Origin of the sequence: Chitinophaga vietnamensis, from assembly GCF_902167635.1 — a bacterium.
GTDB classification, from domain to species: domain Bacteria; phylum Bacteroidota; class Bacteroidia; order Chitinophagales; family Chitinophagaceae; genus Chitinophaga; species Chitinophaga vietnamensis.
In genome coordinates, this window is the sequence record NZ_CABHMS010000002.1 from 336,501 (window position 1) to 361,859 (window position 25,359).

Genomic DNA, 25,359 nt, shown 5'->3' on the forward strand with positions numbered 1-25,359 from the left:
TATACCCATGTAAAGGCAACTATTTTACTTTTGTTCTGCTCATGGAATCTTCAACAAAATACCATACTGCTGACGAGCGTTTGTTCAAAGACATCTATCTTACCTATTGGGATACCCTTTACCGGATTGCCAATAAGAAGATCGGCTACACGCAGGATGCAATGGATATTGTACAGGATACCTTCACTTATGTATGGCAGCAGTGGCCTACCCTGCAGCTCGATACGCCGAAAACCCGCTCTTTCCTCATCACCTGCCTCTATTACCGCATCTTCGGCTTCCTGCGCTCCAAAGGACTGAACGAAAAACATCTGCAACATTTCCAGGCATATCTTGAAAACGAGATCGCGATATCACCCGATTATAATGCACAGGATATTGAAGCAGAGATAGAAGCCATCAACATCGCCATCATGGGCGCGCTGGACCGCATGCCCGAGCGCATGAAACAGATCTTTATCCTCAGTCGTTATGAAAATAAATCCATTGAAGAGATAGCCACCCTGTATGCTATCGCCCCCAAAACCGTCAAGAACCAGCTGAGCGATGCCATGCGCCGGCTCAAAGACTTCGCCGATTCCTATCCTGCCACCGCGCTGTTACCTATTATCCTCTTCCTGCTGGAAGATTAATCTCTGGTAATAATTTCTTAACATCAAATACCCGGGACTTTTTTCACTCCGTGCTCTAACGCTATGTATGGAACCGGAAAAACAAATACCAGTAGCAATATTGGAACGCCTTTTTAAAGGCACTGCCACCAAAGAAGAGGCGGAGATGATCCGCCGCTGGATCCTTTTCATGGACATTGCTGATGAACATTTATCAGAAGAAACTTTACAAGCGGAGAAAATGGCTATGCTTTCCCGCATCATGGAAAGCAAGCCGGAAGCCATGGCGCCGCCGCACCGCCGTTCTGTGATCACTATCTGGAGAGCCGCCGCCGCAGTAGTGGTAATAACGTTTGCATCCTGGTTCCTGCTGCACCGCCATCAACGCCAACAAGCACGGGATCCGCAATACACCACCATTGCCGCTACCGATAAAAATGCCAAACATATCAAACTGCCCGATGGATCGGATGTGTGGCTGAATGCCCGTTCGAGATTGGAATACATAGAAGATGAGTTCAATAAAGAGAAACGATGCGTACGACTGACCGGCGAAGGTTATTTCGAGATCGCGAAAGATGATGCCCGTCCATTTATCGTGGCATCAGAAAATATTGAAACAAAAGTGTTGGGTACTGCCTTCAACATAGAAACCTATCCCGGCGAAGCCGAGATCAGGGTGGCGCTCGTACATGGCGCCGTAGCCGTGAAAGATACGCGCACTGACAACTATACGCTGCTGCATCCGAATGAAATGTTACGCTATTCCCGGAACAATAAAAAATGGGGCGTGGTGCCATTCGCCGCCGGCATGGTCCGCAACTGGATTGATGGTCACCTGATCTTTGAAGAACTGCCACTGGCCGATGTGCTGGACCGCTTCGCCTACAAGTATGGCATAACGCTGCAATACAGTAAAGAACTGGTGAAGAACAAAAGAGTAACCGGCGATTTCCAACCCGGCAACTGGCAAACAGTATTGGACAATATCCTTTTCATTCACAAACTGACGTACACTACTAAAAATGGTATTGTATATATAAACAAGCGGTAAACAACCCTTTTCAACAAGTTTAAAAATGGATCATAAGATTAAAAAGAAATTGGCGCCCCGCCGGTTCCTTCAGGCTATGCTATTGTCTTTACTGCTCCTGCAACTGGTATCCGCCAGCTATGCACAGATAGGCAGTTTAAAGCAAAGGGTAGACCTCAAACAGGACAAGACGACGGCGCTGGCTATCATCACTGCACTGGCGCAGCAATCCGGTTGCTCGTTTTACTACACCGCCGCTGAACTGGGAAGGATCAAAGTGGCCAGCTTCAGTGCCAGCGGCACTTTGGGCGCAGCGCTGCAAAAGCTGAAAGCCCTTGCCCCACTGGATTTCAAGGTGTCTGGTAATAATATATCCGTGCAGGTAACCAGCAACATGCCGGCATCCGGCAACGATACTACCGGCCTGCACACTTTCAAAGGACATATCACCGATGCCAAAACAGGCAAGCCCCTCGCGCATGTAGAAGTGTATGCACAGGAAGGCCACGGCGCTACCTCCACCGATGCCAACGGAAATTTTTCACTGCCAACAAAAGCAGCGCAGGACCTGCTGGTATTTTCCCACGCAGGCTATGCCAGCCAAGTGATCACCGCCAATACGCATATCCCGCTGGACCTCCGGATGGTGGCCGATAACAGAACCTTATCCGGCGTAACGGTAGCCTCCCGCCGCAATCTGAATAATGAAGCGTCGCTGTTAAGTGAAAGACAACGCGCTGCTACGGTATCTGATGGTATCTCCGCAGAAAATATTGAGAAGACAGCGAGCATCACCACCACACAAGCTTTGCAAAGGGTGTCCGGCGTTACCGTAACGGATGATAAATATGTTGCGGTGAGAGGTCTCGGCGACCGTAGCGTGATCGGGCAACTCAACGGTATCCGCCTCTCTTCCTCTGATCCCGACAGAAGCACCATTCCACTGGATCTTGTACCTGCTAACCTGCTCGATAATATTGTGGTATTCAAAACCATGACGCCGGATAAACCGGCAGATGCTTCCGGTGGTATCGTGGAATTGAAAACGCTATCTATCCCTACCAAACAAACACTCAGCTTTACCGCGGAAACAGGCGCCAATTCCAACATCGGGATAGGCGGCAAGGTGAATAGTTTTTACAACAGCGATATGGGATTTTTCGGCGGGAAGATAAAGGAACATGACCTGCAACCCGAATTCCTTCATCTCGACAAACGCTTTCCCGGCGGCCTTTCACAGATACAACAACTGGCGGCTGCCGCTAAAAATGATCCGTCGCTCCTCGCGCAGATCAACGATGTTAACAACATCATGCATCGCTTTGATCCCATACTCACCACGCGTTACAAAAAAGCGCCGCTGAATGGCATCTACAATATCACTTACGGCAATTCTTTATCTCTCTTCAAACAACATAAACTCGGTATTATCCTCAGCGGCAGTTATTACAACCGCACCACTGATGTGACCGACGGTGCGCTGAATCAATACAGCATCTACCAGGGTGTGATGACAGGCAATTCATCTATCGACGAATCGCGCAATGTGCCGGCCTACATTACCCCTAACACGCCTAACCTCGGAAAATATGTTGGTTATAAAGAGAACACTGGCACGCAAACGCTGAACTATGGCCTGTTAGGCGGCCTGGCCTATCGTTTCAGTCCTGAACATGAGATCAGTTTTCAATACATGGGCAGCTGGGGCGGAGAAACGCAGGCGACCAGTCTTACCGGGCAATACGCTTATGTAACGGGCCTCAACGGACCGGTATACAGCAACATCTATTCTCTGAAACAAACCTGGCGCACTTTCAATACGCTCAACCTGCAAGGCGAACATAAATTCGGTACCGGCAAATACGCGCCCCGCCTGAGTTACAACGGCGCCTCGTCGCGTTCCACGCAGGATGATCCGGATTACCGTTTCGTGAACCTGGCCGACTACCGTCCTGCCGGTGGCGGCTATTACCAGTTGCCTGCACCCGATGTGAATGGCGCACGTTATATGGCCGTTACGGATTATTACGCGCTGGTATCCGGCTATGTGAATGGCTATGGCCCCTATGGCAAGATACAGGCCGATCCCAATGGCCGCCGCTTCCGCGATATGAACGAAACGAATTACAACTACAAGGCGGATGTGACATTGCCATTCGGCATACGCGGACTGGATCAGGCTTTCAAGGCAGGCGTGAACTACCTGTACCGCGAACGCCACTTCAATGAGAATGTGCTCTCCCTACCGGGTTCGAGCTTCTCAACCTTGAAGCAGTATCCCTTGTACCAGGTATACGGCAATCTCGACAGGCTCGTAGGATACGACCAGGTGGGCATTCATTTGCCTGGCAGCAGCACGCCGGAAGGCATGCCACTGGCCAGCGGATTTTTGTATAACATCAGAAAATCTCCCAACAACTACATCGGTTTTTATGAGACCAACGCTTTCTATGGTATGCTGGATCTGCATCTCCTTAAAGATCTGCGTCTCACTGGCGGGGTGCGTTTTGAAAGGACCAATATTCAAAGTAAAGTCGACACCGCCGGCATTTACATCGACCCATCGCTTTCGGAAGGAGGGATAAATCTCGTATATCCGGACCCGGTATCCCGGTACACCACCGGCTACAAACCTTACTACTCGGCCAATCTCACGTATTCTTTACATGATATGATGAACTTCCGCCTCGCCTACAGCACCTCGCTGGCGCGGCCCGAGATACGCGAGCTGACCAGCGTGTTCGAATTCGATCCCTTTCAACAAGCCCTGGTAGTAGGTAATCCGCACCTGGTGAACCAGCAAACCAGGAGTTACGATTTCCGTTGGGAATGGTTTCCGCATAAAGGAGAAGTGCTGGCTGCTTCTGTTTTTGCCAAAGAGATCAACAACCAGCTCGAAAAAGTTTTTATACAAAACTCCGACGGCGTAAATGCCACCTACCCGGAATTCCCCACAGTGGCCTATCAGAACAATCCTAATACCGGCCATGTATGGGGGATAGAGTTAGAGATCGTGAAGAACCTCGGCCTGCTCTGGCGCCCGCTGAATAATTTCTTCCTGGGTTCCAACCTCATGATGGCATCGAGCAATGTGCGCAAGAACCGCGAAAGACTGGAAGCCGCACGCATCATCGACCGGCAGTCGCCCGAAAGAAGCCCCTTGTTTGAACAGGCGCCTTATTCAGTGAATGGCTTCCTCAACTATACCAATAACAAGTATGGCACCGATGTCACCCTCACTTTCAACCTGGTAGGGGAGCGCCTGATACAGGTAAATATGGATGGCGCGCCTGATCTCTACAGCCGGCCGGTGCCCTTGCTGGACTTCGTATTCAGCCAGAAGCTCGCCAAAAGGCTCGTGATAAAGGGCTATGCCAAAAATCTTTTCAACAGCGCTTTTGAAGAAGTATACAGCAATCCCGGAACAGGCGGAAAATATTATGGTACAAAGTATATCAGAAGAAGTTATCGCCGTGGCACGGAATATATGCTGGGACTCACTTATAACCTGTTCTGAAAAAATGGAAATTATGCATCACACCACTACAAAAGTTTTTTATCATACCGCGATGGCCTGCATCCTGCTGCTGGCGGCCGCCTGCAGCAAAGACAAATCAGACGTGCGCGCAGGCAATGAGCCGGATTACAGTAACATGGCCAAATCTACCGTGCGACTGGTAACCTTCACCAACAGCGATGTAATGGTGAACGGCGTTAAAGTCACCAGCTGGCATTTCAATCCTGCTAATAGTTCCCTGCCGGACGTGCCTTACCCAACGCCGTATTTCCCGAGCACCGGCAAATTAAGCGGCGCCTGGTTCCTGCCACAGCAATTCCTAGATGGCAAAGGACAGGCCACCATCAAAACCGGTTTGCCGCAAGGCGCGCCCGCACCGGATATCATGACGGATTCGTTCCAGGTGCAGGATGATTACAATCATCCCTGGGATTATTATCTCGGCACCAGCGCAGAAGCGAAGAACGGGATCTACACTGTCAGCCGCGTACCGCGCACCACTGTGTTGCCGTCTGCACCGGATCATATCCGGATACGACTCGTCAATCTCTGCACCGCCTTGGGGAATGGCGGTAGCGGTACACTGTCGCTGGCCTATGCTGATGGCACACCGGTGAGCAACACTACCTCCGGTATCGGAAATCATCAATGGTCCGATTATATAGAGCTGCCATATGGTACCTATCAGTTTAAAGTGCTGATCGATGGCAGCAATTTACAGATACCCGGCAAAACGCCTACGCTCACCGAAGCCACTTCCGAAGATAACTTTTCATTGAAAGGCACACAGGTATATTACAGCCCGGTGCAAACGTTCCAGCCCGGCGGCGTGTATACGTTAGCGGTAGGAATAGGCTTCGGCGCTTACGGCTATAAGGAATATCCACTGTATCCTAATTGTTTTACTGTCATCACCGATATCACGCCGGCTGTTAATGTCACCTATGGCCATGTGCAACTGGTGAATGCTTTTGTAGATGGAAATATACAATGGCAGGTAGATGGCGCGAACGCCTCCACCGCAGCCTATGGAAAAGGCGGCAGCAACAGCACACTGGTGACTGGCGCACACACGATAAAAGTGATGGACGCGACTGGCAAAGTGCTGGTAGAAAAAAATATAGACCTCAAAGGCGGCGATAACCTGAGCCTCTGGGTGTACCCGGATGTCAGCGGCAATGCCGCCATCACCGTAGTTGCCAACAATATGGGCGGTATCAGGGTGCAAGGCGCCAACCCTGATGGATCAGATGCCGCCAACAATATTTACGATCCGCTCAAATTCAATATGCTGGTGCAAACGCGCTTCCTGAACCTGTGTCCTGACCTGCCTTATGTCACCTTCACCGGTATCAACGGCGCGCTGTTCCAGGACGGGATGTTCTCTGCCGCCGCTGCCGCGCAGCAATTGCAGCCGGGGCAGGCGCCTGCCGCTACTGTGGCGCCTTATCCGTATGTGGACCTGAAGGTCATCACCGGCGGCAATGTACAGGCCTATCGCTCGCAACCCGGTGTGATGCCCGGCGACCGCCTCACGGATGTGCCGGCGCTTACCATTATGGATTTCGTAAGGATGCCAAACTATTATTTCTACAATGGCAACTACGGCGCCGAGCCGGGTGTGTACACGGTAGCGCTGATAGGGCGCAGCAAGGCGGGGCAGCATCCCAAGATGATCGTGATAAAACATAACCAGTAACAAACGACAAGCATTTATACGATGACACGTTTTCATAACATCCTGTTTTGCTGTTGCCTGCTCATCATGGCGGGCTGCCGCAAAACTGAATACAATGTGATACCAGAGGCGGCCTACCTGCGGGTGTTCAACAGTTTGAACTATGAGGTGAACGTTACCACGAAAGACCAGCCGCCGCCATTTCTGACGATGGTGATAGACCCGGAATACGATGCCGCTGGCTTGATCACCGGCGGGAAAATTATCGGCGATCACCTGGATCGCCGCAGCCCTTATGCAGCGCCATATCCGGCCAATGCAGGCAGCACCTCTTACAAGAACACCGAATATCCGGGTAACAAAAAAGTGCTGGTAGCGCCGATCGTGAACGGTATCAATTTGTCCAGCTGGGCGCAGATACCTTCCGGCAAACACCGCGTGGTGTTTTACAGCCGCCCGATCAGCGAGATGCCTTTTTTCGATTTGCAGGAACGTGAGCGCCGCAGCCTGTTGGTAGACAGTACCATTGACTTTAAACCAGGGGAGATCTACACCATGGAAGTGTTGCAGAAAACGGTCTCCACGCAATATCCTTTGCCCATCACTTTATACCTGCGCCAGGAGCAGTTTGCCAAAGTGCCTTTCTCGGATTCGATGATGTATGTCAATTTTTACAACCTGAGCGCAGCAGGCTATGCCGCCAGTGCTCCATCAACGTTCGGTGTGCAGTCGTATTACTACGCCAGCAACAAGTGTACGCCTTTTGGCGATACCATGAATATCTTCTACTCACTGTATAAAGACGATTGCGCTTATCCCTATGTCAATGGCGCCACTGTTGGGAGCATGTTGATCCCCGGCTATAATAATATATCGCTTGGAACGCTTGTCAGGTCGCATGTTTCAGGCGTGGCGCCTTATCATCCTGTGCCGATGTTTGCAGCGCCGGATACTACCGGCGGTATTCTCAGCACGCAGTGGGAATTGTTTGTGCTGATGCAACCCGGCCTGACGCCGGTTCCCGGCCAGGTAGCGGTAGATGATAACGGTGGTATGGCCACAGCCAACCCGCAATATGGTGCGATCGGCTGCGGCAATGTAAGCAATGATGGTAGAACGCCGCCCCAGGGTATTGCGAGAAGAAGTGTTCCCAGGGTAAATTTCACCAGCTATATCGCCAGCTGCTGGCTGCCTAACCTGATCAAATACACCGCTTCCGGCCCTTACCCACAGCGCTCTTTCGCTACCATCAGCACTATTGAGATCATCAATGGACAGGTGTACCTCATGAGCGTACAACGTAACTATCCGCCACCGGCCAAGTGAAATACTTTATCGTCAAACATAATAATACGATGCAAATGAATAAACATATATACGCCTGCTGGATCATAATCGCATGGCTGCTGGCCGGGAGCTGCAAGAAGCCGGACTTCGAAGCGCAGCAACAGGCACAGGCCGCAGGCACCATCAGTGATTACCTGAGCAACAATTTCGATTTCTCGCTCTTTGCTGCCGCCGTGCGCAAAACGGGCCTGATGGATACATTGAACCAGGCTAATAACGCATTGACCGTGCTGGCGCCCGTGAACAGCGCTTTCAATAAAGACGGCGTATATAACGCCGCTGATTTTGACGCCTGGCCGGCAGACAGTCTCCGTTATTTTGTAAGAACACATATCATCCCCGGCAAACAGTTCTACAATACCATTCCCTTATCGTCCGATAACCGTTACGATAACCTGAACGGCACACGGCTGTATCTTTCCCGCAGCAATGCAGATCCTTCGGCGGCCTTCACTATCAACGGGGTGAATGTACAGAAGCAACCCGTGCTCGGCAATGCTACAACGGCCTCCTATGGCGCTACACAGCTGAATGGTATTGTTTATCCCTTGTCCAACACCTTGAAAGTGCTGCCGCAAACGGTACAGGCTTTCCTCTCCGGAAGACCGCAATTTTCGCATCTGGTAGCCGGACTGAAAAAATTCGGCTACTGGGATCAACTCAATGCCGACAGGCCTGTCACAGTGTATGCGCCCATGGATTCCTGCTTCGAACGCCGCGGCATTACGCTGGATAGCATCAGTCGCATGGATACCAGCTACTACGATCCTGTGCTGTTCGGTGGTTATTTTCTCACCCCCAACCACTTGTTTGTGCTGGATATCACACAACTCCGGAACGGCGCTATCTATCTGCCTTTTCAATTACAGGACCCGAAATATAAACTGATTATGTGCCAGCAGCCTTTTGGTTCCGGCGTGGGCGTAGTAACCAATGCATCTATAGCGATCAATGATATGAAATCGGTAGGACCCTTGGCTGATATGCCTTACGGCTTCCAGGGCGTTGCCTTCACCGGTGAAAGTAATAGCCTCATTTTCCTGTACACCCTGAACGGCACTTATATCAACTACACCTGTACCAACGGTGTGGTGCACCTGATGTCTGACCTGCTGGTGATGCCTGACAAAGTGATGAAGCAATAACGTTAACGAATAAACGAAAAAGAAGATATTTTTATGAATAGAGATCATAACAGGTGGAAGATGCTGGGGCTAGCCCTGCTGCTGATGCTGGCTGCCGCCTGCTCCAAAACAGAAGAGCCGCCCAGGCCGGTAGGCAACAAGCTGCCTTATACCGGCGTCACTAAGAGCTTGTCGCAGTTGCTGGATTCCATACCGGAAGCGTCGATCTATCGCACGGCGCTGGGCCGCACACAGATCCAGCAGTATATGGACAGCCTCGCGGCCAACAGCAGCAATGCGCCCTACACGCTGTTTGTGCCCACCAACAAAGCGTTTCAGGCTGCGGGCTATACAGCCGATAATATCAATACGGCGCCAGTAGCCGTGCTGGATTCCCTCATCCGCTACCTCATTATTCCCGGTGGCGTGGCAGCCGGCGTTACTGACATGAGTGGTGAAAATACTTACTATCCGCTGATGTACCCCGACAGGGACATTACGCGCTCGCAGGTACCCTCGCCATTTCAGGCAGCTTATAATGCTTACTATTATTACCGTTTGATCGTGGGTTTGTCTAAGGGTACATTGCGTTTAAACGGCCTGCCGGTCAGTAAAGCGCCCGCCATCCCTGCTACCAATGGCGCCCTCTTCCTGATCGACACGCTTATCGTCAAACCTTTTTATGAAAGCTACCAGGTGCTGAGCAGCGATACCAGTTTCAGTTTTTACATGGCGGCATTGAAGAAGAGTAATACGGTGTATAGTGAGAATGGTACATTGGGCGTATTCAATGATACTTCAGCATTGGTGCTGGCTATCGGCGCATATGGCGAATCCGGCCGCGATCCTTTTGCCATCGTATTTGCGCCGGAGAACAATGCATTCAGGAAAGCAGGCTTCAATAGCATCGATGATATCAATAAATATATCGACGGATCAGCCGCCGCCTCCGGTAGCTGGGGAGCCACCAATATGGATTCTATCCTGGTGAACCATATCCTCTACAGCTGGTATAACTTCAATACCAACCCGGGTTGGAGCTATCTCTATTCATTTGATCTGCGTTATGGATTGTATAAAATAAATCTGAGCAACAGCCCGGCGCCGGGGGCATTGTTCGTGCAGGTTAATAATGGCCAGGTGATCCTGCATCGCCAGGATGCGCCATCCGGGCGGGGCGCGGCCATCATCGGCCCTTCCGATATCACTACGCTCACCGGTGTGATACACCGGGTAGATAACCTGTTATTACCCACGCCGTAAAAGAAATGACGCATATGCTACATAAAAGATTTTTTGCCGCTATAACAGGGATCGCGCTGCTGGCGGCCTGTACAAAGGATAAGATATTGCCGGAAGATATCTACGCGAAGAATGGCATCACCGCCGTGGTGAACAGTAATTTCAGTCTCTCCCTGTTCAAATACGCACTGGTGGCCACTACCTATAACGATACCCTGAGCACGCCGGGGCCTTATACTTTGCTCGGTCCTTCCAATAATGCGTTCACGGCGGCGGGCTTTACCTCCGGCACCGCCATCATCCGCGCACTGGATTCGATGCGCGCTATCGTACCTTATCATATCATCCGGGGAAGGGTGCGCCTGGATTCCTTGCCACTGGCCTTTAACCAGCTGTTCACCACTATGAGTGGCCAGCCGCTTTATATCACCCACTGGATCAACAGCCGCGATACGGCCGTGGTGGTGAATGGCGTCCGCATCAGCATCTACGATAAACCTGCATCCAATGGCCTCGTGAATGTAACGGATGGTATATTGAATCCTGTGGTGTATAGCCACATCCAGCAGGCTATCTCCGGCGATCCGCAGTTGTCGCTCTTCAATGCTGCCGTGATCCAAAGCGGCCTTGCCGCGGAATACCAGGCTGGCGGCCCTTATACGGTATTTGCACCGGTGAATAGCGCCTTTGCGGCCATCGGCATCAACACTACCGACAGCATCTACCACATGGATCCATCGGCCTTGAAAAGCATGGTACAAGCGCATATCGCCGCCGGCAGGAATTTCACTTACGATTATATCCTGAAAGCAGATGTGCGCAGCAACCGCTTCATAGAACATATGTTGAACGGCGCGAATGCTACCATCACCCTGGCGCCGGATAATACGCAGCCCGGCCGCTTTTCAGGCATCTATATACAAAATGCTTCACTCTCCCGAAAAAATATACTGGCTGCAAATGGCGTAGTACACAGTATTTCGAGGGTATTAACACAATAAAGCTATGAACAAAGGCATTCATATTTTTCTGACCGTGGTATTATGGTGCTGCTGCGCCATCTTCCCGGCCAGCGCGCAACAAACGGATGGCAGTCTTACCGGACGTGTTACCGACAGCAGCCGGCAATCGCTGCCCGGTGCTACTATCGTTGCCATTCACCAGCCATCCGGAACAAAGTACAGTACCCATGCCGACAAAACCGGCGGTTTCTTCCTGCCAGGCCTCCGCATAGGCGGCCCTTACACGGTCACAGTAAGTATGGTAGGAAGAAAAACCGCCGTGATGGACCAGCTCACCGTAAGGCTCGGAGAGCCGCAACAGCTGGTGTTTATACTGGCAGAAGAACAAAAACAGCTCAGCGAGATCGTGATACGTTCCACACCCGCCACGCATCGTGCCAACACCTATGGCGCCGCGCAGAACATCACGCGCTCACAGCTCAACAGCCTGCCCACCGTGAATCGCAGCCTGCAAGACATCACGCGCCTGGTGCCACAGGGTTCCAAAGACAATTCTTTCGCCGGTACCAATTTCCGATATAACAACATCACTGTAGATGGCGCGGTCAACAATGATGCGATCGGCTTCAGTCCCTCTGCCGGCGGTATCACCGGCACTTCGGGCACACCCGGTTCCAGCACCCGCAGCAATGCCATCTCCCTGGATGCCATCGAAGATATGCAGGTATACCTTGCACCCTATGATGTGAAGATCGGTAACTTCACCGGCGGCAGCATCAACGCCGTTACCCGCAGTGGTACCAATACGCTCACCGGCTCCGTATATGCCTATGGCCGTAATGCCGCCATCACCGGGAAAGACAGGATAGGATCACTGGGGAAGATGAACAATGATTTTTACGATTACCAGGCAGGTATTCGTTTAGGCTTTCCCGTTATCAAGGATAAACTATTCTTTTTTACAAATGAAGAGATCAGCCGCCGCCAGGACCCCGCACAGCTCATGGCCGGACAACCGGAAACGGCGCAGATCTTCAGCGCCAAAGATGCAGATGATATCCGCAACTTCACATTGAACCACTATGGTAATATCTTCGATCCGGGTACAGCCGGCGCTTATAACAGCTATGCGCGCTCGGAGAAATATTTTAACCGTCTCGACTGGAACCTCAATGAACACAACCAGCTGTCGGTACGTAATAACACCGTGCTATCACGCGCGGTGAATATGGACCGCGACCAGATGGATTTCCGTTTTAGCTCCATGGCTTACCGCCAAACCAACAACCAGAGCTCTACGGTAGCGGAGTTGAAAACACATTTCAATGGCGGCTTCTCCAACAGTTTGATCCTTGGCTATACCAGCATCCACGATTACCGAGATCCGCTGGCAGATCCGGCTTTGCCGCAGATACAGATCATGGGTCGCACGCCCGGTACCACCATCTACCTGGGCACCGACAGGGAAGCATCTATCTTCAACATGAAACAACGTACCTGGGAGATCACCGACAACCTCACCTGGCAGCGCGGAAAACACACACTGTTGCTTGGTACGCACAATGAGCTGTATCATGTGAGCTATGGCTTTGTAAATGCCTGGAACGGCAGGGTGGATTACCTCAGCATCGAAGATTTCCTCAATGGCAATCCTTATCGCGTAAGAGGCAACTACAACTATCATAACAACTCGCGTGATTATATTTTATCGCACCCCGAAGCTGTATTTGATGTGAACATGCTGAGCGCCTATTTCCAGGATGAAATCCGGCTTTCCGACAGGTTCCGTATCACACCCGGTATCCGCGTGGATTACAGCTTTGTGCCGCACAAGCAGCCTTTGAGCGAGCAAGTGAGGACCGCCTATACCGATAGCTACTTTGGTAACACCTACGACTATACGCCGATGCGGCAGATCACTAACAACTACCTGGATCGTCCGCAGGTATCTCCCCGTATCGGCTTCCGTTATGATCTTAGTCGCGATGGCCTGCTGGTGTTGCGCGGCGGCGCGGGCCTGTTTACCGGCCGTATACCGCTCGCGTGGCTCGGTTACGCCTTTTACAACACCGGTGTGAATTATGGCGCCTACGATCAGAAGGCCGACCAGCAGCCTTTTGCACCAGGGTCAGACCCTGTGAAACCGGGACCGAATGGTATGGCGGATTTCATCTCTCAAAACGGTGTAGTGACCAATAATCCGCATGCAGGTAAAACGCAGGTAGATCTGATAGATAATCACTTCACCCTGCCTAAAGTGATGCGTGCCAGTCTGGCGCTGGATTACACCAGTAATGCCGGTTACAAGCTGGGGATAGAAGGTTTGTACACCAAAACCATCCACGACGTTTATTTTCAGCAGGTGAATATCATCGATAATCCGCGTTACTATGGTTTTGATGCATCGCATCAAATGCCGGTGTACAGCGGCACAGTAGACCCCCGTTTTGCCAATGCGTATGAGTTGAGCAATACCAGCCTGGGATACCGTTTCTCTGTTACTGCTACTGCCAGCAAACGTTTCAGCGGCGGCTGGAATACGTCCCTGGCCTATACCTATGGGCAATCGAAGGATGCTTTCAACGGCATCCGTAACTCGATGGAAAGCAACTGGCAGCTGAACCAGGCGCTGAATCCCAACAATGCGGGCCTGGCGTGGTCCAACTTTGATATACGTCATCGTATTATTCTCAATATCGGCTATCAGCATGCCTGGAACGAAACCTGGACCACGAATGTGAATCTCTTTGTGAGTGCGCAATCGGGCAGTCCGTTTACATATGGCATTGTGAACAACAGTATACAGGGATTGCCGCAGCAGGTAAGTCTGGCCTATATTCCCAAAGAAGAGGAAGCGGTGCATTTCTTCCAGGATTATACCGATGCTGGCGGCGCTACGGTTACGGCTGCGCAGCAGGCGGCGGGTTTTAATCGCTATATTGATGGCAGCAAGTACCTGAGTGGCCGCCGTGGCCAGTTTACGGAGCGCAATGCGGGCCGCACGCCCTGGAATACTACAGCCGATCTGCATGTGGCGCAGGAGTTCCATTTTGCGGGGAGCAGCCGTTTCATCACGCTTACGCTGGATGTGATGAACATTGCTAACCTGATCAACAGCAGCTGGGGACAGGTATATTTCTCTCCCAATACTTTCAACTCTACTGCCAGCGTAGGTCTTGCGCCGGCCTTGTTCCCGCCGAAACAGAATATGGGTAACTATCCTGTGTTCAGGTTTGTAGATCCGGGGAAAGCCTGGTCTACAGACTATTTCAGCTCGCGGGCGCAGGGGCAGTTGGGCTTACGTTATTCATTTTGATTTTGTGTGTATCTTAGGGGCTATTATCAATGTTTAATAGCAATAAATGAAAAAAAGAACATTAATAATAGTAGCGCTTGCCACATCATTCAGTGCTGGTTTTGCATTCAATTCAGTATTCACTAAAGCAACCCTAAAACACAACAACATGAAACGAGTAACAGGTATCGGCGGTATTTTCTTTAAGTGTAATGACCCCGAGAAAGTTAAACAATGGTATCAGACCCATCTTGGTTTCGGGGCGGATCAGTATGGGACCAAGTTTGAATGGCGGCAGGCGGAGGATTCAACGAAGAAGGGATATACGGTATGGAGCCCTTTTGCCGACAATACCAAATACTTTGCGCCTTCAACAAAGGATTTTATGATCAATTACCAGGTGGAGGATATTGAGGCACTGGTAGCGGCTTTGAAGGAAGAGGGTGTGACGGTGCTGGATAAAATAGAGACGTATGACTATGGGAAGTTTGTTCATATTCTTGATATAGAGGGTAACAAAATTGAATTATGGGAGCCAGCTAACAAATAGCTGTTTCTTCAGAAAAAAGTGCGGACTGGCAGGCGCCGGTCCGCATTTTTTTGTAAATAGGTAGCTACTGACGTACCATTGTAAAGGTTATTCTGTCGCCGATTGTAAGGGCATTGTCTATATAATACACCAGTGTTTTGCAATCGTAGCTGCCGATGGTGCCATGCAGAACGCCGTCGCTGGTGAGGGTGTTGCCGCTAACTTGCCAGGTGCCGTGATCGGTGGCCTGGTCGGTGCAGGGAGTGCCGGCATCGCTGTATTGATAGGTGCCGTCGCTTTTGAGGGTAAGGATATCATCTTTTTCGCAGGCTTCCATTTGCGCGTAATAGTCGACCGGCGTGGCGGTGGCGCTGGATCTGTACTGTGCTGCGATCAATTTGTAGGAGCCGGAAAGGCCTGCCAGTGTTTTGCTGCAGCTGCTGCCATTGTCGGCGCTTTTATCTTTTTTGCAGGAGAAAAGCAGGATGCCGCCGCTAACGATTACGAGTAAAGCCCATTTCATAGACATTGTTTTCATACTATTCGATTGATTTGAGTGGATAAACTTTGTGTTGATAGTAGTACCCTCAAAAAATGCCGATGGTTGGGAGAGAAGAAAAAAATATATTTTTTTGAGGATACCCAACCTTTCCCGAAAATCAGGGGTACTACATAAAAGGTCCGCGCTGGCTGGCCTGAAATAAATAAGTGGAATAAATAAATTGCAATATCAATCTGTAGTATGAAGAATCAGGTATTAGTAGTATTGGGCATCGCTTTTCTCACGGCTTGTGGTACTTCCATGAAGCTGGCCGTCCCGGAAACATTCAGGCAACAGGCTACCATGCAGCATGTAGCGGGCGCCAGGGGCAACAAAATGTCGTTTGCCAATTTCAGCACTTCCAAAATCAAAAGAGGGGCGCATGTCAGTTATCCCGGCTGGGGGCGTACCCGCGGCTTTTTCCTGGAGAACCTGGTATTGAATAAAGTGGGCGTACAGGTAGGAGAGACGATCGAGAACGAGAAAGCGAAGTTCCGTTATACCATCACGGACGGTAAAAATTATGCCGCGGTATATGCGAGGGAAAAACAGGTGACCAAAAAGCTGGAGATAGAGATGACGCGCTACCATGGCCTGTTCAGCAGTTTCGAGCAATTGCAGCATTATAACTATGTGTTTTCAGCATGGATCAGTGCGGACACTACGCAGGACAGTAAAGACTGGGAGCTGATGATGACGAATATCTACGATCGTGAGGCGGAGCGCGACCCTAATCCGTTTACCTTTATCAAGCAGCAGGACGCGGGCCTGGCCACCAATGGCCGCGATACCCTCTTCATCCATCCGCTGAGCCTCCGGAAAACGGAATTGTCCAATGGCAAAACAGGCCAGCTGCCGTTTAAATTATTGTCGGGCTATGAACTGAGCACCAGCGCCGGTGTGGTGGCCATCGTGGACCTGATCGACCGGAACATCTGGTTCTATAATGAACTGGACCCGGCAGAGAAACTGAACATCAGCGCCATCGGTACGGCGATACTCGCCAGGAAAGTAAACGACGCTAAATGGTAACAGCGCCCCGGCGTTGGTGACGGAACATTATACAGGATAAGCACTGGAACAGGATTTAATCCATATCATCGAAGACTGCCGCAAAGGCAACAGGAAAGCGCAGGAACAGCTGTACCGGCAGCTCTATGGCTTTGCCATGTCCGTTGCCATGCGCTATGTCGCCGATGAACATGAAGCCGGCGATATCCTGGCCCAGGCCTTCGTGAAAATGTTCCGCAGCATACAAACCTTCGATGCCACAAAAGGCAATGTGCACGGCTGGCTCAAGAAGATCGTGATCAACGAGGCGCTGGATCATATCAAACAACGCAGCCGCTTTACCAGCCTGGAGCTGGAGGCGGCGGAAGAACCGTTTGTCAATAACAGTATCATAGAAAAAACAGATGCCGCAGCGATCCTGCAGCTGCTCAGGCAATTGCCGCCCGCCACCCATGCGGTCTTTGTCCTGTACGCTGTCGATGGCTATACCCACAAGGAAATAGCCACCCAGCTGGGTATTAGCGAAGGCACCAGCAAATGGCACCTGAGCGAAGCAAGAAAGATACTTCAACAAAAAATAAATGCGATAAAAGTCTAGTCCTTGGATACTAACACACCATACGAACAATTAATAGCAGCAAAGCTGGACCAGGTACCTGTGCCCGATATGGCAGACAGTATCTGGGCCAGCATTGACGCGCAATTGGATGCGGTGGTGGAAGATGTACCTCAACCTCAACAAAAAACAACGCCCACATTCAAAGGCAAGATCTGGCTCGCATTCGCCGGCCTGATGATCATCATATCTGCACTCTGGTGGCACCTCAGCCATCAGGCGCCTGCACCTGCCCTTGTTCCCAAAGTGCCGCCCCTGGCCCCGGTGATCAAAGAGCCGCCACCTGCGGCGCCCAAAAAAGATACCCTGCTGCGGCTTCCTCAAAAGCCTGCACCCGTATCGCCCATCATCATCTCGGAAGATACCCTGCAAACAAATGACAGCACTACTGCCGATTCAGTAGTGGAAAGGATCTTGCCCATCATGAAAATGGAGCCGCCACTAAAGTATCACAAGCCTGCGCCGGATAGCGCCACCGTGGCGCCCGCGCCCAAAGTGAAGCCACCTAAAGGGGTGAGCGGCATCACCAGCGACGATTACCGCATTGGCGTGGAAAAGGATTCTACGAAGAAGAAGGTTAACTAAGCTGGTTCGTTTGCTGCTTCCGTTTATACCGCATCCTTATCAGCCCAGGCAACACAATCAGCAACAGCGGCAGCGCCAGCAGGAAACCACCGATCACCGCGATGGCCAGCGGCTGGTGCAACTGTGCGCCTGTACCGATGCCTAGGGCAATCGGCATCAACGCGATCACTGCGCCCAAAGCCGTCATCAGCTTGGGCCGCAGCCTGGTGGAGATGGCATAGATGATCGCCTCATCCACATTTTGGGAATGCGCCATAGACTCCCGGAATTGCAGGAAAGTGAAGATACCATTCTCGCCAATGATACCTACGATCATGATCAGGCCGGTGTAACTGCCCACGTTCAGCGGCGTATGCGTGAGGAAAAGCGCCGCATAGCTGCCCCCGATGCCCAGCACCGCCACCAGCAGGATGATCAGCGCATCAATGAAATCGCGGTAGAGAAAGAGGATCACGCCAAATACGAGCAGACTGGCCGTGATCAGGATCAGCAGCAGCTCCCGGAAGGATTGCTGCTGGTCGGCATAGGCGCCGCCATAAGTGATATTGTATCCCTGTGGCAAACTAACCTCTGCGCCTACACGCTGCGTGATCTCTTTCATCACAGAGCCGAGATCGCGGTTGTCGAGGCGGGCGGTTACAATGCTCATGGATTGCAGGTTTTCGCGGGACACTTCCGCATCGCCGCTATTGATCTTGATATGCGCGAAATCTGTGAGCGGGCGCAACTTGCCGCCGGGCAGGAATACTTGTAAATGTCCTATATCCGCTACCGTTAGCCGGGTATTACCCGGGTATACCAGGCGTATATTCGCCAGCTGTTCTTTTTCAAATACGGCGCCCGCTACATTGCCCTCCAACGCTGTTTGCAGCTGGTATTGCAGGTTGGCCGGCGTGATGCCATATTGCGCCAGCATGCGCATATCCGGTTCCATACTGATGGAAGGGCCGGCGATCACAATACCGTCGAACACGTCGGCGGTGCCGTGCACTTCGCTGATGACGCCGGCTACACGTTTGGCCAGACTGTGCAATGTTTCAGGATCATTGCCGAATATTTTCACTTCTACAGGTTGTACCGAGGTCATAAGATCGCCGAGCATGTCGCCGATCACCTGCCCGAAATCGACGCGCAGCGAGGGCTGCGTGGCTTCTATCTGTTTGCGTATCTTATCGATCACTGCATCGGTGGAGAGCTGCCGGTCTTTTTTCAACTGGATCAGGTAATCACCCTTGTTAGGTTCTGTGATGAAGAAGCCCATCTGCGTACCGGTACGGCGCGAGTAGGCCGCTACTTCAGGTGTGTGGGTGATGATCTTCTCTACCTCTTGCAGGATCCGGTCGGTCTCTTCGAGCGAAGTGCCCGGTGGAGAGCTGTAGTCCAGCACAATGCTGCCTTCGTCCATCTCCGGCAGGAAGCCGGTTTCCAGCCGCGGCCCGATCACGAGGATCAGCGCCAGCATCAAAGCAATGATGCCCAGGCTCACCCATGGCCGCGTGATAAACCATTTCACCCAGCGCTGCGGTTTCACATCATGACCCGCGGTATGCGCCGCGATAGCTTTCCGCTCTTTCTTCCTGTTGGTGAGAGCGAGGTAGATGACCGGCAAGCCCAGCCAGGTAACGAGGAAAGAGCACATCAGCGTAATGATCATGGTATTGGTCATCACTTTGAAATAAGCGCCGGCAACGCCAGACATCAGCAGGAAAGGCAGGAAGATAACGATGGTGCTGAGAGAGGAACCCAGCATCGCAGGGAACAGGTAATGAATGGCTTTTTGAATCAGGGCGAGGGTGGGCTCGTCGGGATGCTCTTCATGTGTGCGATGTATCTGCTCCACTACTACAATGGCATCATCGATGATCAGGCCGATGGCCGCCGCCATGGCGCCCAAGGTCATGATGTTGAAGGTTTCGCCGATGGCATATATCACGATCAGGGTGAGCAGGAGCGTGACCGGAATCGTAATGAGGATGGTAGTACTGGCTTTTAAAGACCGCAGGAAGATAACCGCAACAGCGATGGCCAGGAACAGTCCTATCCACAGACTGTCGGTCACACTTTTGATAGCATCTTTTACAAAATCAGCCTGTATATAGTAGGGAGATATCTTCACATCTGCCGGTAAAGTTTTTTTCAGCGCTTCCACTTTATCGCGCATCTTGTCCGACAGGTCCACCAGGTTGGCATTGGGCTGCTTGATCACGGCGATGAGTATGCCTTCTTTGCCATTGGCGTTCACCTTGATGTATTCTTTCGCTTCGCGTATCTCCACCGCTGCGATATCTGCCAGTGTGATCACGCGTTTGCTGTTGTTGCTGATCACCAGTTTCTCCAATTTATCTTTCGTATCTACTACGGCATCTGTAACCGTGAGATATAGCAGGCGATAGTCGGCCAGGTATCCATTGGATTTGATAAAATTCGTTTGTGCGAGGGCGTTATTGATCACATCGGGCGTAATGCCGAAGGTATTCATCTTCTGTACATCCAGCTGCACCCAATATTCTTTTGTTTTACCGCCGATGATCCTGATCTCGGCTACGCCATCCACTTGTGAGAGAAAGGGTTTGATGGTATAGGTGGCGAGATATTTCAGGTCGATGGGAGAGCGGTGATGACTTTCCAGCGTATAGCCGCTAACCGGTAGTATGGAGGGGTTCATTCTTTCTACCGTGATCTGTATATCCGGTGGCAGGTTATTTTTGATCTCCGCAATTTTGGATTCGATGCGTTGCTGGCTGATATTGATATCTGCTTTCCAGTCCATGAAGGCAGATATTTCGCAGCTGCCCCTGCTGGTGGTGCTGCGGATCGTTTTAAGGTCGGGCACCTGTTTGATGGCCAGTTCCAGCGGGCGTGTAACGGTTACCACCATCTTGTTCACCGGCTGCTGGCCGGCGTCGGCAATGATCTTGATCTTGGGAAAAGTGATCTCCGGGAAGAGGGCCGACTGTATCTTGCTATAGGCAAACAGTCCGCCGGCGATGATGATCACCAGTAATACTGCCACCGGGTTTTTATATGTCGTAAAGAAATTTTTCATGCCTTCATTTGTTAATGATGGAAACCTTTGCTGTGTCTGGCAATCCGTAGTTGCCGCTGGTGAGCACTTTATCCTGCGCACTAAGGGCGGGTGTCAGTATCTCTACTTTGCCATCTGTTTCCATGCCTTTGGTAACGATCACTTTTACAGCGGTGGTGCTGTCGCTCATTTTCATGATCCAGTATTCACGTTGCGCTTCATCGGAAAGTATGGCTGCTTTGGGAATGAATACTGCATTGGTTTTGACGGACCGGACCAGGTGCACTTTGGCGATGAGATTTTCGGGGATCACTTTGGAAGAAGCAACGCGGATCACATAGTTCTGTGTTTGCGCTACGGAATCCACGCTGGGCAAAGGCGCGTCCATGGCGCCGGGCAGCCGTTGGCCATCGGGGAGGGTAAGCGTCACTTTCCGGTTGCCGGGGATGAGTGAGCTGTATTCATATGGCAGGCTGAGAATAAAAGCGAAGCTGTTATCATCGGAGATGGTAGCCAGTTGCTCGCCATCCTGCACATAGCTGCCAGCTTGCATGGTGAGCTGCGTAATATAGCCGTTACCGTTAGCCCGGATCGGTATCAGGCCGGTAAAATGAAAAGAGGTATCCAGTTTGTTGATGGTATTGCCGAGGTTTTCAGCTTCTTTGGTCTTTAGTAGGAACAACACTTCACCTTTACGGACATGCTGCCCCTGTTTAACATTGGATGTCTGTAAAAAGCCGTTGGCCACTGCCTTTACATTTGTTTTCAGCAGGAATACGGCGCTGGCGTTGAGTTCTACGGAATCGCCCATCGTGCCGGTTTCCGGAGAGGCTACGGTAACAGGCGTGCCTGGCGTTTCTGCCGGTGCTTCAGCGGCCGGAGTGCTGTTATGACAGGATGCTGCGATGATCAGCCAAACAAGCAAAGTCGATGGGTATAATTTCATAGCGCTTTCAATTAGTACTGTTCCAGTAATTGATTTGATTGATCAGCTGATATTTGTTGATCGTATTTTGTGTGATTACATTTTTCGCATTCAGGTAATTGTTGATCGCAATTACATAGTCTGCTATCCTCACATCGCCATGTGCCAGCAGCAGTTTGTTGGCCTGCATCAGGCCGCCGGCGTAGCTGAGCTGTGCGCGGGCTTCTTCGATGAGTTGCTGTGCTGCGTTCAGTTGCTGCGCCAGCTGCTGTACCTGTTGCCGGTATTGGCGGGAAAAAAATTCCTGGTAATGTTTTCGGGTATCTTCCGAGATGGCGATCTTGTTATGTTGCATTTTACGTTGGCGGCCGTCGTAGATGGGTACGATCACGCTCACGCCCGCACTCACGCCTACATTTTTGTAAGGGTCTACCGCGAGGGTAGTATTGAGACCGCCATCTGCAAATACGTTGATGCGTGGACGGTAGGCCAGGTTGACGGCGGCATCTGCATTGCGTAGTTGCAGACTGTCTATCACAAATTGCCGGTAAAATACGGTGTTCTCCAATCCTGGCAATTGTTCCAGGCTGAGCGCCGGATCGGGCAGGGCCGTGAAAGCGGTGTCTGTTGTGCCAGAGAGATAATTCAGCTGTGCGTAGTCGTTAGCATATTGCGCTTTCAGCTGCCTGATCAGTAATTCCTGCTGCCGTAGCGTAACCAGGAAAGTGAGATAATCTATTTGTTTGTAGGTGCCGGTTTGCGTAAGTTTTTTCAATATCACTTCCTCTTCTCTCAGGATGTTGAGCACTTCCTGGTTGAAGTTGCACTGGGCCCAGTCGCCATAAGCGGTGATATATTGTGCGGTGATACTTTTCTTCAGTTCCTGCGCCGATATTTTAGCGGTATTGCGGGCGCCCTGGCTTTGCAGGTCGATGCCTTGTAATTGATTACGTAAATTTTTGAGACCATTTAATTCTTTGGAGGCGCCTACCAATGCGCTGACCTGCGCACCGTTAGTGATGGCATTGTCGTAGCCATAGCCATGAATCAGCGGGGCGTAGGTACTGTTGCTGGTGCCATTCACCTGTGGGCCATAGGCGGCCCGGAGCCGCTGGCTGTCTATAGCTGCTGCCCGCACCTGGTTCTGGTAGTCTTTCAACAAGGGGCTGTTCTGATTGGCCTGCGATAAGAAAAACGGGAGGTCTTTTTCCTGTGCTGTTGCGTAGAGGCAGCATAAAGCGAGCCATAGTAGCAATCCTGTTCTTTTCATCAGATCCGGTTTTACAGATGTATAACAAATGTAGTGGGTAAATCTGTTCAACTTCTGTAGTAAAAAAGACAGGCCGCCCTACCAATATGCCGCCCCTACGGGGCGCTATATTGGTAGAATATATTCATTCGCTACGTCATTGCCCCGATAGGGGCGCTACGTTGGTAGAACATATTCATTCGCTACGTCATTGCCCCGACAGGGGCAAAATATTGGTCGGGAAACATAAACGTCGCGTCCTCGCCCCGTAGGGGCGTCATATTATCCCAATCCTCCCACACGGCCCTCCCTGTACCCCAAAAAAATTAAACCCATTTTTAATTGTAATTATGACAATTATTTTGTTCTTTTGAATCGTCTTAAAAAGATAATTGTCAATTTTACAATAATAATGCAGGAATTCTACGTTATAGGTGTCGACTTCGGCACAGACTCCGTCCGCACAATCATAGCAGACACCCGCAATGGCGCGGAAGTGGCATCCGCCGTATATTTTTATCCACGTTGGAAAGAAGGCCTGTATTGCGATGCCTCCCAAAGCCGCTTCCGCCAGCATCCGCAGGACTATATCGACGGATTGGAAAATACCATCCGGCAATGCCTGCAACAGGCCGGCAGCCATATCGCCGCACGTATCAAAGCCATCTCCGTAGATACTACCGGCTCCACACCTGTAGCCGTGGACGAAAGCGGCACCCCGCTGGCTTTGCTACCTGCATTCGCCAACAATCCCAACGCCATGTTCGTGCTCTGGAAAGATCATACGGCCATCCGGGAAGCCGCCGCCATCAACGCCACTGCCGCCGCTTTCGGAGGCAACTATCTCCGCTTCGTAGGCGGCATCTACTCTTCTGAATGGTTCTGGGCCAAACTGCTGCACATACTTCGTACAGACGAGGCCGTTAGGAAGGCAACCTATTCCTGGGCAGAGCATTGCGACTGGATACCTTTCCTGCTCTCGGGTGGCAAGCATGCGCTTGAAATGAAGCGTGGCATTTGCAGCGCCGGCCATAAAGCCCTTTTCGCTGCGGAATTTGGCGGCCTGCCGCCGGATGCTTTCTTCACGGCCATCGATCCGCTGCTGCAGGGATTTACAGAACGGCTTTTTCAAACTACCTATACCGCCAGCGAAGCCGCGGGGCATCTCTGCCCGGAATGGGCCGACAGGCTGGGCCTCTCCACGGAAGTGGTGATCGGCATCGGCGCATTTGATGCGCACATGGGCGCCGTAGGCGGACAAATAGAACCTTATCATCTCAGCAAAGTAATGGGCACCTCCACCTGCGATATGCTGGTGGCGCCACTGCACGAAGTAGAACATACACTGGTGAAAGGCATTTGCGGACAAGTGCCCGGCTCCGTGATCCCTGGTATGATGGGCATGGAAGCGGGGCAATCGGCCTTCGGTGATGCCTACGCCTGGTTCAGTCAATTATTGTCCTGGCCCCTGCAACAGCTCTTACCTGCTGATGCGGCCCATCTGGCGCAAGAAGCCAGCAGCCGGATGATCACGGAACTCTCCGCACAAGCGGCGCTGATCACGCCCGATGCGCACAGCGAAATCGGTACCGACTGGCTCAACGGGCGCCGCACACCGGATGCGGATCAGTCGCTCCACGCTACTTTCACCGGCCTGCACCTCGCTACAGATGCGCCGCGCCTGTTCCGCGCTATAGCGGAGGCCACCTGCTTCGGCGCCAAAGCCATCGTGGAACGATTTGAAAGGGAAGGCGTGCCCGTGAAAGGCCTCATCGGCATCGGTGGCGTAGCAAAGAAATCTCCCTTCATCATGCAGATGATGGCCGATGTGATGAACATGCCTATCCGCATCCACCGCTCAGAACAAACCTGCGCCCTCGGCGCAGCCATGTTTGCCGCTACAGCCGCCGGCATCTTCCCTAAAGTGGAAGACGCTATGCAGGCCATGGGACAAGGCTTTGAACGTACCTACTATCCCGATGAACAACGTATAAGCCTATACGAAAACAGGTATCAACGGTATAAAGCCCTGGGCGCTTTTACCAGCACCTTCACCATAGATTGATATG

The 25,359-nt window shown here is 51.5% G+C and carries 18 protein-coding genes; 14 read left to right on the forward strand and 4 right to left on the reverse strand.

Annotation, left to right across the window (positions count from 1 at the left end; genetic code table 11):
- The first annotated feature begins 41 nt into the window (after positions 1-41).
- The 10 genes from FPG75_RS05980 to FPG75_RS06025 all read left to right on the forward strand — a co-directional run bounded on the left by FPG75_RS05980 (position 42) and on the right by FPG75_RS06025 (position 15,359).
- On the forward strand, positions 42-632 hold the full coding sequence (locus FPG75_RS05980) for a sigma-70 family RNA polymerase sigma factor (RefSeq protein WP_143305857.1): 591 nt from the start codon (positions 42-44) through the stop codon (positions 630-632).
- 67 nt (positions 633-699) lie between these two features.
- Positions 700-1,665 carry a FecR family protein gene (locus tag FPG75_RS05985; RefSeq protein WP_143305858.1) on the forward strand — a complete coding sequence of 322 codons (966 nt, stop codon included), beginning with the start codon at positions 700-702 and terminating at the stop codon, positions 1,663-1,665.
- 25 nt (positions 1,666-1,690) lie between these two features.
- Positions 1,691-5,161, forward strand: coding sequence for a TonB-dependent receptor domain-containing protein (locus FPG75_RS05990; protein WP_201747892.1), 3,471 nt, complete (start codon positions 1,691-1,693; stop codon positions 5,159-5,161).
- Between the two features lie 13 nt (positions 5,162-5,174).
- A complete protein-coding gene (locus FPG75_RS05995) occupies positions 5,175-6,860 on the forward strand; it encodes a hypothetical protein (protein ID WP_143305859.1) in 1,686 nt (561 codons plus the stop codon).
- Positions 6,861-6,881: 21 nt separating this feature from the next.
- The gene (locus FPG75_RS06000; RefSeq protein WP_143305860.1) at positions 6,882-8,165 is read left to right on the forward strand and encodes a hypothetical protein; all 1,284 of its coding nucleotides are present in this window, start codon (positions 6,882-6,884) and stop codon (positions 8,163-8,165) included.
- A 35-nt stretch (positions 8,166-8,200) separates the two neighbouring features.
- Positions 8,201-9,331 (forward strand): fasciclin domain-containing protein, encoded by a 1,131-nt coding sequence (locus FPG75_RS06005; protein ID WP_161596682.1) that lies wholly within the window; start codon positions 8,201-8,203, stop codon positions 9,329-9,331.
- A 33-nt stretch (positions 9,332-9,364) separates the two neighbouring features.
- On the forward strand, positions 9,365-10,573 hold the full coding sequence (locus tag FPG75_RS06010) for a fasciclin domain-containing protein (protein ID WP_143305862.1): 1,209 nt from the start codon (positions 9,365-9,367) through the stop codon (positions 10,571-10,573).
- Positions 10,574-10,587: 14 nt separating this feature from the next.
- Positions 10,588-11,553, forward strand: coding sequence for a fasciclin domain-containing protein (locus tag FPG75_RS06015; protein ID WP_161596683.1), 966 nt, complete (start codon positions 10,588-10,590; stop codon positions 11,551-11,553).
- 4 nt (positions 11,554-11,557) lie between these two features.
- Positions 11,558-14,830 carry a TonB-dependent receptor gene (locus tag FPG75_RS06020; RefSeq protein WP_143305864.1) on the forward strand — a complete coding sequence of 1,091 codons (3,273 nt, stop codon included), beginning with the start codon at positions 11,558-11,560 and terminating at the stop codon, positions 14,828-14,830.
- A 46-nt stretch (positions 14,831-14,876) separates the two neighbouring features.
- Positions 14,877-15,359 carry a VOC family protein gene (locus tag FPG75_RS06025; RefSeq protein WP_201747893.1) on the forward strand — a complete coding sequence of 161 codons (483 nt, stop codon included), beginning with the start codon at positions 14,877-14,879 and terminating at the stop codon, positions 15,357-15,359.
- A 64-nt stretch (positions 15,360-15,423) separates the two neighbouring features.
- On the opposite strand, the gene FPG75_RS06030 is transcribed toward FPG75_RS06025, so the two are convergent.
- The gene (locus FPG75_RS06030; protein ID WP_143305865.1) at positions 15,424-15,876 is read right to left on the reverse strand and encodes a lipocalin-like domain-containing protein; all 453 of its coding nucleotides are present in this window, start codon (positions 15,874-15,876) and stop codon (positions 15,424-15,426) included.
- 204 nt (positions 15,877-16,080) lie between these two features.
- On the opposite strand from FPG75_RS06030, the gene FPG75_RS06035 reads away from it, so the two are divergent.
- The 3 genes from FPG75_RS06035 (at position 16,081) to FPG75_RS06045 (ending at position 18,091) form a co-directional block, all read left to right on the forward strand.
- Complete coding sequence (locus tag FPG75_RS06035; RefSeq protein WP_143305866.1) at positions 16,081-16,911, forward strand: hypothetical protein; 831 nt, start codon at positions 16,081-16,083, stop codon at positions 16,909-16,911.
- A 109-nt stretch (positions 16,912-17,020) separates the two neighbouring features.
- Complete coding sequence (locus FPG75_RS06040; protein WP_236652908.1) at positions 17,021-17,488, forward strand: RNA polymerase sigma factor; 468 nt, start codon at positions 17,021-17,023, stop codon at positions 17,486-17,488.
- A 3-nt stretch (positions 17,489-17,491) separates the two neighbouring features.
- Complete coding sequence (locus tag FPG75_RS06045; protein ID WP_143305868.1) at positions 17,492-18,091, forward strand: hypothetical protein; 600 nt, start codon at positions 17,492-17,494, stop codon at positions 18,089-18,091.
- Here FPG75_RS06045 and FPG75_RS06050 read toward each other — a convergent pair.
- The 3 genes from FPG75_RS06050 to FPG75_RS06060 are packed head-to-tail and all read right to left on the reverse strand — an operon-like array spanning position 18,084 to position 23,311.
- Positions 18,084-21,137 carry an efflux RND transporter permease subunit gene (locus tag FPG75_RS06050; RefSeq protein WP_143305869.1) on the reverse strand — a complete coding sequence of 1,018 codons (3,054 nt, stop codon included), beginning with the start codon at positions 21,135-21,137 and terminating at the stop codon, positions 18,084-18,086. The genes FPG75_RS06045 and FPG75_RS06050 overlap by 8 nt on opposite strands.
- A gap of 4 nt (positions 21,138-21,141) precedes the next feature.
- Positions 21,142-22,062 carry an efflux RND transporter periplasmic adaptor subunit gene (locus FPG75_RS06055; protein ID WP_143305870.1) on the reverse strand — a complete coding sequence of 307 codons (921 nt, stop codon included), beginning with the start codon at positions 22,060-22,062 and terminating at the stop codon, positions 21,142-21,144.
- 7 nt (positions 22,063-22,069) lie between these two features.
- Positions 22,070-23,311 (reverse strand): TolC family protein, encoded by a 1,242-nt coding sequence (locus tag FPG75_RS06060; RefSeq protein ID WP_143305871.1) that lies wholly within the window; start codon positions 23,309-23,311, stop codon positions 22,070-22,072.
- Between the two features lie 391 nt (positions 23,312-23,702).
- Between FPG75_RS06060 and FPG75_RS06065 the strand changes: the two genes are divergently transcribed.
- On the forward strand, positions 23,703-25,355 hold the full coding sequence (locus tag FPG75_RS06065) for a ribulokinase (protein ID WP_143305872.1): 1,653 nt from the start codon (positions 23,703-23,705) through the stop codon (positions 25,353-25,355).
- Positions 25,356-25,359: the final 4 nt, after the last annotated feature.

What these genes read in the sequence shown, in the direction of transcription:
- FPG75_RS05980 (WP_143305857.1), top strand. Translation starts at nt 42, where the DNA reads ATGGAATCTTCAACAAAATACCATACTGCTGACGAGCGTTTGTTCAAA.
- FPG75_RS05985 (WP_143305858.1), top strand. Translation starts at nt 700, where the DNA reads ATGGAACCGGAAAAACAAATACCAGTAGCAATATTGGAACGCCTTTTT.
- FPG75_RS05990 (WP_201747892.1), top strand. Translation starts at nt 1,691, where the DNA reads ATGGATCATAAGATTAAAAAGAAATTGGCGCCCCGCCGGTTCCTTCAG.
- FPG75_RS05995 (WP_143305859.1), top strand. Translation starts at nt 5,175, where the DNA reads ATGCATCACACCACTACAAAAGTTTTTTATCATACCGCGATGGCCTGC.
- FPG75_RS06000 (WP_143305860.1), top strand. Translation starts at nt 6,882, where the DNA reads ATGACACGTTTTCATAACATCCTGTTTTGCTGTTGCCTGCTCATCATG.
- FPG75_RS06005 (WP_161596682.1), top strand. Translation starts at nt 8,201, where the DNA reads ATGAATAAACATATATACGCCTGCTGGATCATAATCGCATGGCTGCTG.
- FPG75_RS06010 (WP_143305862.1), top strand. Translation starts at nt 9,365, where the DNA reads ATGAATAGAGATCATAACAGGTGGAAGATGCTGGGGCTAGCCCTGCTG.
- FPG75_RS06015 (WP_161596683.1), top strand. Translation starts at nt 10,588, where the DNA reads ATGCTACATAAAAGATTTTTTGCCGCTATAACAGGGATCGCGCTGCTG.
- FPG75_RS06020 (WP_143305864.1), top strand. Translation starts at nt 11,558, where the DNA reads ATGAACAAAGGCATTCATATTTTTCTGACCGTGGTATTATGGTGCTGC.
- FPG75_RS06025 (WP_201747893.1), top strand. Translation starts at nt 14,877, where the DNA reads ATGAAAAAAAGAACATTAATAATAGTAGCGCTTGCCACATCATTCAGT.
- FPG75_RS06030 (WP_143305865.1), bottom strand. Translation starts at nt 15,876, where the DNA reads ATGAAAACAATGTCTATGAAATGGGCTTTACTCGTAATCGTTAGCGGC.
- FPG75_RS06035 (WP_143305866.1), top strand. Translation starts at nt 16,081, where the DNA reads ATGAAGAATCAGGTATTAGTAGTATTGGGCATCGCTTTTCTCACGGCT.
- FPG75_RS06050 (WP_143305869.1), bottom strand. Translation starts at nt 21,137, where the DNA reads ATGAAAAATTTCTTTACGACATATAAAAACCCGGTGGCAGTATTACTG.
- FPG75_RS06055 (WP_143305870.1), bottom strand. Translation starts at nt 22,062, where the DNA reads ATGAAATTATACCCATCGACTTTGCTTGTTTGGCTGATCATCGCAGCA.
- FPG75_RS06060 (WP_143305871.1), bottom strand. Translation starts at nt 23,311, where the DNA reads ATGAAAAGAACAGGATTGCTACTATGGCTCGCTTTATGCTGCCTCTAC.
- FPG75_RS06065 (WP_143305872.1), top strand. Translation starts at nt 23,703, where the DNA reads ATGCAGGAATTCTACGTTATAGGTGTCGACTTCGGCACAGACTCCGTC.